The 12363-nt window shown below is 44.8% G+C and carries 13 protein-coding genes; 6 read left to right on the top strand and 7 right to left on the bottom strand.

The window, feature by feature from the left end; all coding sequences use genetic code 11:
* The first annotated feature begins 1 nt into the window (after position 1).
* From V7R55_RS01355 to V7R55_RS01345, 3 genes are all read left to right on the top strand, one after another.
* Entirely contained in the window at positions 2-538 is a 537-nt protein-coding gene (locus V7R55_RS01355) for a YggT family protein (RefSeq protein WP_014950467.1), read from the top strand.
* Between the two features lie 96 nt (positions 539-634).
* The gene (locus V7R55_RS01350) at positions 635-1108 is read left to right on the top strand and encodes a DUF4426 domain-containing protein (protein ID WP_156078755.1); all 474 of its coding nucleotides are present in this window, start codon (positions 635-637) and stop codon (positions 1106-1108) included.
* A gap of 331 nt (positions 1109-1439) precedes the next feature.
* Positions 1440-3518 (top strand): NADPH-dependent 2,4-dienoyl-CoA reductase, encoded by a 2079-nt coding sequence (locus V7R55_RS01345; RefSeq protein WP_334056682.1) that lies wholly within the window; start codon positions 1440-1442, stop codon positions 3516-3518.
* Here the strand turns inward: V7R55_RS01345 and V7R55_RS01340 are convergent.
* The 3 genes from V7R55_RS01340 to V7R55_RS01330 form a co-directional block, all read right to left on the bottom strand.
* Positions 3515-3850 (bottom strand): VOC family protein, encoded by a 336-nt coding sequence (locus V7R55_RS01340; RefSeq protein WP_014950470.1) that lies wholly within the window; start codon positions 3848-3850, stop codon positions 3515-3517. The two genes, V7R55_RS01345 and V7R55_RS01340, sit on opposite strands and share 4 nt — an antisense overlap.
* Positions 3851-4059: 209 nt before the next feature.
* Complete coding sequence (locus V7R55_RS01335) at positions 4060-5904, bottom strand: DUF885 domain-containing protein (RefSeq protein WP_334056679.1); 1845 nt, start codon at positions 5902-5904, stop codon at positions 4060-4062.
* Between the two features lie 235 nt (positions 5905-6139).
* On the bottom strand, positions 6140-6781 hold the full coding sequence (locus tag V7R55_RS01330) for a glutathione S-transferase family protein (protein ID WP_061486424.1): 642 nt from the start codon (positions 6779-6781) through the stop codon (positions 6140-6142).
* A gap of 419 nt (positions 6782-7200) precedes the next feature.
* Between V7R55_RS01330 and sodC the strand changes: the two genes are divergently transcribed.
* Both sodC and V7R55_RS01320 read left to right on the top strand, forming a co-directional pair.
* A complete protein-coding gene (gene sodC, locus V7R55_RS01325; RefSeq protein WP_049586032.1) occupies positions 7201-7746 on the top strand; it encodes a superoxide dismutase family protein in 546 nt (181 codons plus the stop codon).
* A gap of 118 nt (positions 7747-7864) precedes the next feature.
* Positions 7865-9093, top strand: a protein-coding gene (locus V7R55_RS01320; RefSeq protein ID WP_139125424.1) for an IS3 family transposase whose coding sequence is annotated in 2 segments (ribosomal slippage) — positions 7865-8216 and positions 8216-9093 — 1230 coding nt in all. Because the reading frame shifts where the segments join, the coding sequence is not laid out codon by codon here.
* 127 nt (positions 9094-9220) lie between these two features.
* Here the strand turns inward: V7R55_RS01320 and V7R55_RS01315 are convergent.
* A complete protein-coding gene (locus tag V7R55_RS01315; protein ID WP_156078758.1) occupies positions 9221-9655 on the bottom strand; it encodes an OsmC family protein in 435 nt (144 codons plus the stop codon).
* A gap of 430 nt (positions 9656-10085) precedes the next feature.
* On the opposite strand from V7R55_RS01315, the gene msrA reads away from it, so the two are divergent.
* A complete protein-coding gene (msrA, locus tag V7R55_RS01310) occupies positions 10086-10697 on the top strand; it encodes a peptide-methionine (S)-S-oxide reductase MsrA (RefSeq protein ID WP_156079135.1) in 612 nt (203 codons plus the stop codon).
* 28 nt (positions 10698-10725) lie between these two features.
* Here the strand turns inward: msrA and V7R55_RS01305 are convergent, their stop codons facing one another.
* Genes V7R55_RS01305 through V7R55_RS01295 form a run of 3 tightly spaced genes read right to left on the bottom strand, consistent with a single transcriptional unit; the run spans position 10726 to position 12279 of the window.
* Positions 10726-11079, bottom strand: a complete 354-nt coding sequence (locus V7R55_RS01305; RefSeq protein ID WP_334056670.1) for an AzlD domain-containing protein — start codon at positions 11077-11079, stop codon at positions 10726-10728.
* Positions 11069-11791 (bottom strand): AzlC family ABC transporter permease, encoded by a 723-nt coding sequence (locus V7R55_RS01300; protein ID WP_334056669.1) that lies wholly within the window; start codon positions 11789-11791, stop codon positions 11069-11071. Before V7R55_RS01300 ends, V7R55_RS01305 begins: the two co-directional genes overlap by 11 nt.
* On the bottom strand, positions 11788-12279 hold the full coding sequence (locus tag V7R55_RS01295) for a helix-turn-helix domain-containing protein (RefSeq protein ID WP_269351355.1): 492 nt from the start codon (positions 12277-12279) through the stop codon (positions 11788-11790). The genes V7R55_RS01300 and V7R55_RS01295 overlap by 4 nt, the downstream gene beginning before the upstream one ends.
* Positions 12280-12363: the final 84 nt, after the last annotated feature.

Raw genomic sequence — 12363 nt, 5'->3', positions numbered from 1 at the left:
CATGAACGCAACGGTATTTTTGGTTGATACCTTATTTAGCCTTTATTTGATGGTGGTTATTCTGCGCCTTTGGTTACAAATGGTTCAGGCAGATTTTTATAACCCACTCAGTCAATTTGTAGTAAAAGCAACCCACCCTATCGTGGGGCCGTTGCGCCGTATTATTCCGTCAATCGGCAGGTTCGACACCGCTACCTTTGTGTTAGCGGTAGCGGTATGCGCGCTTAAGCTAATAACCCTAGGGTTAATGTTTGGCGGTAGTCTAAACCCAGTCGGCATTGCGATTTTATCAGTGATTGGCGTGATAAAAGAAACCCTGTCGTTAATGTTCTGGGTGTTGCTACTACGCGCTATTTTGAGCTGGGTGTCACAAGGTCAGTCTCCGGTTGACTATGTTCTGTATCAACTAACCGAGCCGTTTTTAGCGCCAATACGCAAAGTCATTCCACCATTGGGCGGGTTGGACTTATCAGTGCTTATTGCCATCATCGCATTACAGTTTTTACAGCTTCTGATCCAAGACACTTTCCCTATGTAACTAATGTCAGTTCAAGACACTGTTAGGGAAAGCATTGGTCTTGCAGTTTGGTTCATAGAGCAAAACAAGCTGTAATGGGTAAGAATTGAAAATAAGATGAAGGCAGAGGTAGTTTCTATCATGGGTAGAATAAATCAAATCAAAAAAGCTTACGTAGCACTTCTTGTGATGGCTATGTCATGCTTAAGCTTTTCCGCATTTGCCGAGCAGAAGCAAACGCTTGGTGAATGGGATGTTCACTATATGGTGGTGAGTACGCCATTTCTCACACCTGAAGTGGCGGCTAGCTACGGCATTGTGAGAAGTAAGTTTAATGCGCTGGTTAACATTTCGGTGTTAGACAAAGTCTCCGGTGAAGCGCAACGGGCAGATGTCACAGGTACGGCTAAGAATCTGTTGGGCAACTCGCGTAAGCTGACTTTCAAAAAGGTGGAAGAAGGTGATGCTATCTATTACCTTGCCGTGCTGCCATTTCGCGATCAGGAAACCTTTAGGTTTGAGATTGACGTTCAAAAAGGTAGCAGCAAACAAACGCTGAAGTTTCAGCAAAAAATGTACGTTGACGAGTAATTTATAAGGCGAGCACTGCTTTAATAATGCCAACATCATAAGTAAGCGCTCACCTGTAACGCACTCATGCTTGTGATGAAAAGCACTGATTAACGAAGCGAGATATCCGTTAGCCCGGTATCTCGCTTTTTTATTATGTTAAAAATAGGGTAACTGCACTTTACCAATTGAATGTGGTGGTAAATAATCAAAGCAACTGGTCGGGCAAGTTAGTGTGGTCGGATTATGTGTAACCATTAGCACTTAAGTCATGAAAGACAGATGAGCACTGCGCCGCAGCAAAGAGCGACATGCACTAACTGCCTTCATAGCAAATAAAAAGAGAACAATTATGAATACGCCCTCGTCTCAGACAGCTACACCACAGTCTGCCCACAATTCAGAACAACTCTCACCTTACTTCCCTAACTTATTATCTCCGTTGGATTTGGGATTTACTCAACTTCGCAACCGTACCCTAATGGGTTCAATGCATTTAGGTTTGGAAGAAGAGAAAGGCGGATTTGACAAACTTGCTGCGTTTTACGCTGAGCGAGCAAAAGGTGGTGTGGGGCTAATCGTAACAGGTGGTATTAGCCCTAATATTTTAGGTTGGGTAGCGCCCTTTGCTGGCAGAATGACCCGCTCTCGCCACGCGAAAAAGCACCGTGTTATTACCGACGCTGTGCATAAGGAAGACGGCAAAATTTGCATGCAAATATTGCATTCAGGCCGTTACGGTTATCACCCACTTGCTGTTTCGGCTTCACCTATGAAGTCGCCTATTACCCCTTTTAAGCCTCGCGAATTGTCCTCACGTGGCGTAAGAAGCACAATAAAAGACTACGTAAAATGTGCAGCCCTTGCCCAGCAAGCAGGCTATGACGGCGTGGAAATTATGGGTTCTGAAGGCTACCTCATAAATCAGTTTTTCTGTGAGCGCACCAATCATAGAAATGATGAATGGGGTGGCAGCCTAGAAAATCGGGCTCGTCTGGCAATAGAAATAGTAAAAGGTGTACGCGAGAAAGTGGGCACTAACTTCATTATTATTTATCGCCTGTCTATGCTGGACTTAGTCGAAGGCGGCGCTAAGTGGGACGAGGTTGTATATTTAGCCAAAGAAATCGAAAAAGCAGGCGCTACGCTAATTAATACCGGCATAGGATGGCACGAAGCAAGGGTACCCACTATCTCCACATCCGTACCTCGCGCGGCGTTTACCTGGATAACCGAACGCATGAAAAAAGAGGTGTCTATCCCTCTTATTACTACTAACCGTATCAATACGCCTGAAGTTGCAGAATCGGTACTCGCTCAAGGTCATGCTGATATGGTATCGATGGCGCGACCTTTCCTAGCCGACGCTCACTTTGTAGCGAAGGCTATGCGCAATGAGTCTAAGCTAATCAACACGTGTATTGCCTGTAATCAGGCTTGCCTAGACCATGCATTCGAACAAAAGCGTGCAAGTTGCTTGGTAAACCCACAAGCATGCTACGAGACCGAGCTTACCTTTACCCCTACTCACAATAAGAAAAAACTAGCGGTAGTAGGTGCGGGGCCTGCGGGTTTGGCGTTTTCCATGTATGCCGCAGAGCGCGGTCACGAGGTACATCTATTTGATAAAGCCAGTGAAATTGGCGGTCAATTTAATTACGCCAAGCAAGTGCCGGGTAAAGAAGAGTTTTATGAAACCCTACGCTACTTTGACAATCAGCTAGCTCGCGTGGGCGTTACGGTTCACCTTAACACCGAGGTTAACGCAGAAAACCTTGCCGATGAAGGGTTTGACGAAGTGGTGCTAGCCACTGGTATTAATCCTCGTACGCTTACAATTGAAGGGCACGACCACCCTAAAGTGATGAGTTATTTAGACGTATTGCGCGACCACAAGCCAGTAGGCAAGAAAGTAGCTATTGTGGGCGCTGGCGGCATTGGTTTTGATGTAGCGGAATTCCTAGTAGAACACGAACATTTAGCCAAAGATAAAGAAAAGTGGCTGGCGCACTGGGGGATAGATAAAGATTATTCTGCTCCTGGCGCACTAAAAGAAAAAGCCATAGAGCCTTCTGAGCGGGAAGTGTATCTACTACAACGTAAAACGTCTAAAGTAGGAAAAGGGCTGGGCAAAACTACGGGCTGGATCCATAGGCAGTCATTGAAACACCACAATGTTCGAATGATAAATGGGGTGAGCTACGAGAAAGTAGATGATGAAGGCCTGCACGTGCTGATTAACGACACGCCTAAAATACTGCCGGTCGATAACGTCATTGTATGTGCTGGTCAGGAGCCGTTTAAGCCTCTGCAACAACCTCTAGAAGAGGCAGGATTTACCGTGCACATTATCGGCGGCGCTGACGTAGCGGCTGAACTTGATGCTAAACGCGCTATCCGTCAAGGCGCTGAACTGGCAGCGCGAATTTAAAACTGATCGAACATGATAGCGTTGCCATCCGGGTCTTTAACAATTAGATGCCCGGGGCCGCTATCGCCTTTCACAGGCACGTCTAAAGCGATGCCTTGTTCAACTAGATTTGCCTGAAGTGCCCTAACATCACTTGGGTTGAAGGTCATAATGTTATCTTCAAACATCCCTTCGAATAACCCAATCATGGTGGTGCCATTTTTCATCATTAACCATTTATCTTCCACCGAGCCGCATGAAGGCATGGCTTCAAAACCCAAGGCCTCATAAAACGTCTTCGACTTGCTGATGTCTTTAACCGTTAAACTTAACGAAAATAGCCCTAACTCCACTTTATTCTCCCTTAAATTTCGTAACCATTGTTCACTTATACCAATTAATACTCTAGTGAAGCTTTTGAACAATATCACTGCCATTAGTCGCAAAAAGAAAAAAGCCAGTAATACTGAATATTACTGGCTTTACGTCAAATATCGGCTTTTTACTGTTCTTAACCTAACGCTGATTGCGCTGTAAAAAGTTTAAATAACAATATTATTCCTTAACTTTTTTGACTAGCGATCCAGCGATCAATTTTCTGTTCAAGAATAGCAAGTGGAATGCCGCCCGTGTTTAACACTTGTGCGTGGAACTCTCGGATATCGAAATCATCACCTAATGCCTTCTCTGCGCGCGCGCGTAATTCTTGAATTTTAAGCGCGCCCACTTTGTAAGATAGCGCTTGCGACGGGATCGCAATATAACGCTCTACCTCGGCTACAACTTCTGTGCGGGTCATGCCTGAGTTATCAAGCATAAAGTCGATGGCTTGTTCGCGGGTCCAACCTTTCGCGTGAATACCTGTGTCTACCACCAAACGCATGGCGCGCAACTGCTCATCTTGAAGCGTGCCATAACGATTCCATGGATCGTCAAAGAACCCCATTTCATATCCAAGCGTTTCAGAATACAGCGCCCAACCTTCACCGAAGGCTGGTAGGAAGCTAAAGCGCATGAATGAAGGTAGCGCTTCATTTTCTTGCGCTAGACTCACTTGGAAATGGTGACCTGGAGCGCCTTCGTGTAGGTACAAGGTGACGTTTCCAGTGGTTAAGCGGCTAGGCAAATCGTAGGCATTAAAGTAGAAAGTACCTGGACGAGAGCCATCTGGCGTGCCCGGCTGATATGAGCCACCCGCACTGAATTGCTCGATAGCAGGGTCGTAGGGTTTTATTTCTAACTCAGACTTCGGCAACAGTGAAAAGTACTGATCAATTTTCTCATCAACTTCACGGCCAATATCGTAATAGCTCTGCGTTAACGCCTCACGGCTTTCAGGCTTGAACTTAGGATCGGTACGTACATAGTCGAAGAATTCGTTTAATGTCCCTTCAAACTTCACTTCGTCCTTAATTTCAAGCATGTCATTTTTGATACGCTTAACTTCTTTTAAACCAAGGTTATGCAGTTCATCAGGGGTCATTGGCAGTGTGGTTGAACCTTCCACCATCAATTGATAAAGCTTTGCACCACCTTTCATATCGCTAAGGCCAATGCTTTCACGGGCAACAGGCAAATACTCATCGCGAAGGAAGTCGCGCATACGCGTGGTTGCATCGTAAATCTCTTGCGTCGCTTTCTCGTAGTCAGCGGTTAAACGGGCTTTTTCTTCGTCAGAGAAACTTTCTGGGAACATGGTAATTGGCCCCCAAAACTGTGACTCTTTAATTGGGATAGCCAGCTGAGTATTGAACTGCTTGATCACGCGATCGATAGTCAGCTTAGTTTCAAGAACACCGCTTTCCATGCCCTCGCGGAACTTTCCGATAGCGCGGTCAGAAATAGCAATGTAATCCTTATGGCGAGATAAGTTATTTTCGTAATCTTCTACTGTTTTAAATGGCGCTGCGCCCTTTCCGCTTGCGAAGGTCGGGTAGAAGGTGTGGAACCCACTGAAGTGATTAACAGGACGCACTTCCGTCAACGCTTCAATCTCGTCCGTAGACATTTTTAGCGAGCGCTCTTCGTTGTATTTAAATACGTCGTAGGCGAGTTTATCGGTGTCGCTTAACTTACTGCGGTCAATTTGTTTAAGCTCTGACAAATTCAGCAATGTCGCTGTCTTTCCCGCTAAAGCGTGAGAGTCTGTTAAGAAGTCGCCCATTCTGTCTGCGTAACGCATGTCGCCGCGAAAAATGGCCATGATTGGGTTTAGCTCAATATCACGCTGGTCAGCGGCTGCAAATAACGCAAAAAGTTTTTCGTGCTCAGACGCTTCTTTTGACACTGAAGTACTTTTTGATGAACTCTGCACATTTGCGTTGCCGTGTTCATGTGCCACTGCTGAGCTAAGGCCCAGTGCCATGGTTACTGCACTACTTACAAGTAGTGTTTTGAATGCTTTCATTTTTTGTTCCCTTGTTATTTCTTCGCTGTTTTTGCGTATATTTCGCAAAAAAAAGCGCTGTCGTTATGTGTTTTCTTGATTCTATATACCGCGTGACAAGCGCATTTAAACCTAATAATGCGTACCTGACGCCAGATATCAGGCATACCGGCTGTACAATGCAATTCAACGTTTACTTAATTAGCCACATCTTCACACGGTATCTATTCATTTAAGGTTTTTCAGGATGCACTGTTTATTCAGGCAAATGATCCATCTCTTTTCGCCACGCCCTTTCATACGCCTCACGGCCTAACACGCGTTGCGCGTACGCGGCTACATTGTCTGTTTTACCGTCTAGCGTGATATCTAGCTTGCTGCCTTTTGCCCACGCCAAAATATGACCTGCTATTATGTCAGCCATGGTAAACATGGTGCCGCATACAAATTCTTTATCGCCCAGCATAGAAGAAAATACAGGCAACACGCGCTTGAACTCCCACACCGCTACATCACGCATTTGTTCAAGTCTTTGCTCTTTGGGCAATGCAAAGGTGTGCTTTGCCAAATTCCAAATCGGTTGCTCTAACTCATTGGTAAGAAACAACATCATTTCTTCATATTTGGCTCGCTCGAAGCTACCAGGCTCAGGAATGAATTCATGCATGCCGTGACGTTCAGCTAAAAAAGTGACGATAGCCGCCGATTCCGTCAAGGTACCTTCCGGCGTCGAAAGCGCTGGGATTTTAGAGGCAGGACTGATGGCTTTATATTCTTCTGACAGGTGTTGCCCTTGTTTTAAGTCAACTAAGCTGTACTCAAAAGGTAAACCTAGCTCTTCCAGTGCCCATGCCACGCGAACCGAGCGAGTTTTCGGATATCCGTAAAGTGTATACATACCTATGCCCTTGCTTATGTAATGTGAGCTAACTGTAAGTCGAATAGGAAAAAAGTGCTACTGCCATATTGTTACTGAGTTTTAACACTGTAACTTCTGTATGACAGTACCGCCTACTTATGGAGAGGCTCCATATCCAAAGACTATATAAAGAGGCTACCTTCAAAAAGAGTGAAAATAATAAGGAAAAGCCAAAAAGATAAGGTAATGGTCGGTAACTTTTTCACGTAACCAATATAATGATTTCCGTAAATGCCAGTAGCTATGCGCTAACACACAACTCGGTTGTCGCTTCAACGCCCTAGTATTCCTAGTCTTGCGTAGTATCCCTGAGTTATGCGCCACAATGGTTCACTTTATGCTCATCTCACTTCAATGCTTTTAACAAATTCGTTAATAATTGAGTGAAGGAGAACACGATGAAGAAACGTTTACTATCTACCTTAGCAGGTTCACTGACATTAATGTTAAGTGCGAGCAGTTTCGCAGGTCATCATGATAGTGATGGAAAAGAAGTGATAATGAATAACCTGGAAACAGGGATGAGCATGGGCTCAGTAGTGGTGAGCAGTTATGATGACGACGGTGTAGTATTTACGCCAAACCTGTCAGGGTTAACCCCGGGCATTCATGGTTTTCATGTTCATCAAAATGGTGACTGTTCACCCTCAATGAAAGATGGGCAAAAAGTGTTAGGCGGCGCAGCGGGCGGCCATTTCGATCCAGAAGATACCGGTAAACACCGTGCTCCTTGGTCTGAAAAGGGTCACGAGGGCGATCTACCCGTGCTTTATGTTGATGAAAATGGAAACGCAACCCAGCCTATCTTTGCACCAGAGCTTGAGTTAGATGATATTGAAGGCCGCGCCTTAATGATTCACGCAGGTGGCGACAATTACTCTGATTCACCTAAAAAGTTAGGTGGCGGTGGTGACCGCGTAGCATGTGGCGTAATTGGGAAATAAACTAACGCCACCTCATGTTATGCAATCAACATTTTATACAAAAAAGCGGCTTCAAAAGCCGCTTTTTTATGCTTCACTGTCCCGTCCTAAAATACGTTGACATAAAGAGGACTTCTTTATGACAACTTCAAGTAATCAAAGACCTAAGCGCACACAGCGTGATTACACATTAGCTTTTAAATTGGGTGTAGTTGAGCGTGTAGAAAAAGGCGAATTCTCTTATAAACAGGCACAAGCTCACTTCGGAATACAAGGAAGGTCGACGGTACTGGTTTGGCTCAGAAAGCATGGTAGACTCGACTGGTCGAAACCATTTCAGCATCCACTTATGCCAAGTTCAAAAGAAACACCAGCCGAAAAAATAAAACGCCTCGAGAGAGAATTAGCTGACGAAAAGCTCCGCAATAAAATCCTTAATGGAATGGTAGATATTATGGATAACGAGTATGGAGCAGGTCTCAGAAAAAAGTACTTATCCGGTACGTCTGGCAAGCCAAAAAAAGAAAAGAAATAAATTTGGCGGCAGCATGCCGGGTTGTGGGAATATCCAGACAGTCGGTTTACCAGGCTGTTTCTCGCATGGAATGTAGAAGAGCAGAGCTATCGATAATTAAAGATTGGGTACTTTATTGGCGCAAGTATATGCCGCAAATAGGGACGCGTAAGCTCTATAAACTTTTAAAACCAAAGTTGGTTGAGCATGGGATTAAACTAGGTCGAGATGGCTTTTTTACTTATTTAAGGAGCGAGGGACTACTCGTTAAGCCAAAGAAAAGCTTTACCAAAACTACATTCAGTAAACATTGGATGAAAAAGCATCCAAATTTACTTAAGGAAGAAGGTCTGCATAATGCAAAGCATGTGCTTGTTAGCGATATCACCTATCTCGAATCCGACCAAGGTGTACACTATCTATCGTTAGTAACAGACTCTAGCACGCGTAAAATTGTAGGGCACCACTTGAGCTTGGATATGAGGGCTGAAAATGTAGTCAAAGCACTGAAGATGGCCGTCAAAGATAAACGATATGCAGGTAACAGTGTTCACCACTCAGACAGAGGGCTACAATACTGTTCAGCTATCTACCAGAATGAGTTGAATGCGAATGGGATCCAGCCGTCAATGACAGATGGTTACGACTGTTATCAAAATGCATTAGCAGAACGAATAAACGGTATACTTAAGCAAGAGTTCTTACTCTACCGATGTAAAACAATCGAAGAGTTGAAAATACTCGTTACCGAATCAATCAAAATTTACAATGAAATGAGACCGCACTTAGCATTAGATATGGAAACGCCTAACGCAGTGCATAATAGAAAAGGCCAGCTTCGAGAGCTGGCCTAATAACTGTCAACCTATATTAGGACGACACACACTTGATAAAAACAACTTGCCTGGTCTTGTCTAACAAAGCGAGTGTCTAACAAAGCGAGTCCTATCTTTCGATAAGGGTAGTAATAGCCTTTATCTCTTATTCAATATTCAATCGGTATTCCAATGTGATGTTGGCATTAAGAAGTTGAGATACTGGGCAATTTTCTTTTGCTTCCTGTACAATTTTCTCAAACTCATCTTCGGTAATCCCTTCAACCTCAGCATCTAAGCTTAGTGCCGATTGAGTTATTTCAAAGCCGTCATCGTTTTTCTCTAAACTGATTTTTGCAGTGGTATTTAACTCGCCGTCATTGTATCCCGCGTCTGAAAGCGCAAAAGAGAGTGCCATGGTGAAGCAACTCGCATGCGCCGCACCAATTAATTCCTCGGGGTTGGTTCCCTTTCCATCTTCAAACCGCGTGTTAAAACCATAAGGCTGGTTCGATAAAGCACCGGTTTGTGTAGAAATGCTCCCCTTTCCCTTTTTACCTAGCGGTTTGTAATCTGCACTACCTGATTTGACTATAGACATATCATCTTTCCTTTCATTTTAACTAAACTGATTTTCATGTAGTTGGATAAGATGCAAGTGCTCTGCCGATCATAAGAAATCGCTCTATCCCTTGTCATAGCGGCTTTACAGCCTCATCTTGTAAATGGTGGAATCAGAGACAGTTCCCTTTTTGAAAGAAGACTACAGAGTGAGATGAAAATTTTACTTACATCCTTTTAGTCTTTTTCAGTACCTATGCTTTCGCGCAAAGCCTCAAGCTTCGCAATGTGCGCTTAGAAAAAATGTACGCTTGTAAAACAAAAATGGAATTAACTCGCTGCACCGCGATGAAATTAATTTCAGCTTAAACCGTTCTTTATTTGTTAACCGTATATCTTCGCAAGCTGGGGGCTGACGAATTAAACGCGAAGGTCGCTACAACGTTAAACCAACACATAAAAGGTGAATGATGAAATTAACACTTTCTGCAGTTTTTATTAGCACAGCGTTGAGCGCTTCGGCTTTTACGCCATCAACAAGTGCCGACGAGGCCATTCTAGCTGGGGGCTGCTTTTGGTGCATGGAGTCTGATTTTGAAAAGCTAGACGGGGTTACTGATGTGGTGTCGGGGTTCACTGGCGGAAGCGCGCCAAATCCGACTTATAATGGCAATCACAAGGGACACTTTGAGGCGGTAAAGATCACCTACGACGGCGAAATGCTTTCTTATAATGATATTCTCGATCATTTTTGGGTGAACATTGACCCTTTCGATGACCGAGGTCAGTTTTGTGATAAGGGACCCAGTTACTTAAGCGCCATCTTTGTAGCAAACGATAAAGAACGTGCTATAGCAGAAAAAACAAAAGCTGACGTGGTAGCCCAATTTCCCAATAAAAAGGTGGTAACGCCCATACTCGATGCTTCTACCTTTTATCCGATAAAAGGCGACGAAATTGGCCATCAAGATTTTTATAAAAAAAGTCCCGTTCGCTATAAGTTCTACCGATGGAACTGTGGGCGTGACCAGCGCTTGGAAGAAATTTGGGGCGAGAAAGCCTTGGGTAAGAATAAGTCGTAGCCCAGCAACTTAACATCTACGCCCAGCGCTAAACTAAAGCGATACCACGAGCTATACCAAAAGCCAAACCAAAAGAAAGAACGCCACACAATACTGGTAGCCCTAAGCTTTTGTATTTGCGCCAAACAAGCACGGTGACAACAGTGCCTATTGCGGTTGCAATCCAACTCGCCGTTGACGGCGCTTTCGGAATAAGTGATGCACCTAGCATAGCGGCAATCATCAGCGGCCCTAGCACGCTTAACCACGTAGGCAAACGCGCTTCGGTGTTATTAGCCTTGTGTTTATTAAAGTGACGCTGAGTCCACAGCAACGGACCTACGCGCAACGCGTATGTCCCAATGGCTGCAATAACAATGGCTATCCAGATATCAACGTGCATGAGATTGCTTCCTTTCAACGCGCAAGGTAAGAAAGTAGAAGGTTATCGCACCGCATAGTGCAGCCAATGGAATTGCAGCGTTTTTAAACGTGCTGAGAGCTAAAAAGAGGGCCGCCGTCATAGTAACAAGCAAGGTGGCGCTCCACAGTTTACTTGAGAATTTAGGCGCGAGTAGCACAAGGAAAAGTGCAGGTAAGGCAAAGGGCATCACGCTGTCTAATATTGGCCATTGTTGGGTAAGCGAGTCCCCTGCGATACCGCCAAGCGCCGTCCCTACGATCCAGCTAAGCCACGCCACCATAGATACACCTTTAAACCAATCTACCTTTTTAGCATCTTCCATTAGCGGTAATCGAGTATGGGCTAACGCAAAAATCTGGTCAGTAAGGCCATGCATTAAATAGGGCCAAGCCTTACTTTGCGGCAGATAAGGCACTAAGTTTGGCGCATAAACCACATGACGAACATTAACGAGTAACGTCATACAAACCGCTAACCAAAGTGGCGCACCTGAAGCCACCATGGCAACTAAAAGAAACTGCGATGCGCCTGCGTAGATGAAGACGGAAATAAGCGTGGCTTCTAGTGTGGAAAAACCGGCTTGAACTGCAATCACGCCAAATGAGATAGCGACGGGAATATAGCCACCTAGCAAAGGCAAACCGTCAATAACCCCCTGCTTAATTCCGCTTTTAGATGAACCTTGGCTCATTCCTTCGCCTCTTTGTGATAAACGATTGTGATAAGACATGTCGCCCACTCGTCTCGCGTTTTGTATACGTGAGGCAAATCAGCGTTAAATGCTAGACTTTGGCCCGGATGCAGCCATTGAGTATTTCCACTATTCCCAGCTTCTAGAGAACCGCTAACAACGGTAATCGTTTCTTCTGTTCCTGTGGCGTGAGCTTCTGCCTCTCGAAAAGTATTGGGTGCAACCGACATCCAATAGGCATCAACGTTCGGAATACCTTGCCCTTGCTCAATTAAACGAACTTCTACGCCCTTTTCTCCAACGCTTGCGCTAAGAGGCTGAACTAGCTGACCGAACGGAACGTCTAGTTGCTTAGCTAACCGCCAAATGGTGTCTAGCGTCGGGTTGCCGTTGCCCTGCTCTAATCTTGAAAGGTTAGATTTAGCGATACCTGCCCCTGCTGCCAATTGCGACAGCGAGACACCTTTGTCTTGCCTGAGTTTCTGCAAATGCCTTCCGAGGATGTTGAGCGTTGATTGATTCACACCTTACCAACTTGATTTTGTTCCATTTAAGGAACGTTCTATATATAG

The organism is Alteromonas sp. S005 (assembly GCF_036864475.1).
Taxonomy (GTDB): Bacteria; Pseudomonadota; Gammaproteobacteria; order Enterobacterales; family Alteromonadaceae; genus Alteromonas.
The sequence above is the reverse complement of the archived record's forward strand: the minus strand, read 5'-3'. Positions and strand labels throughout refer to the sequence as shown.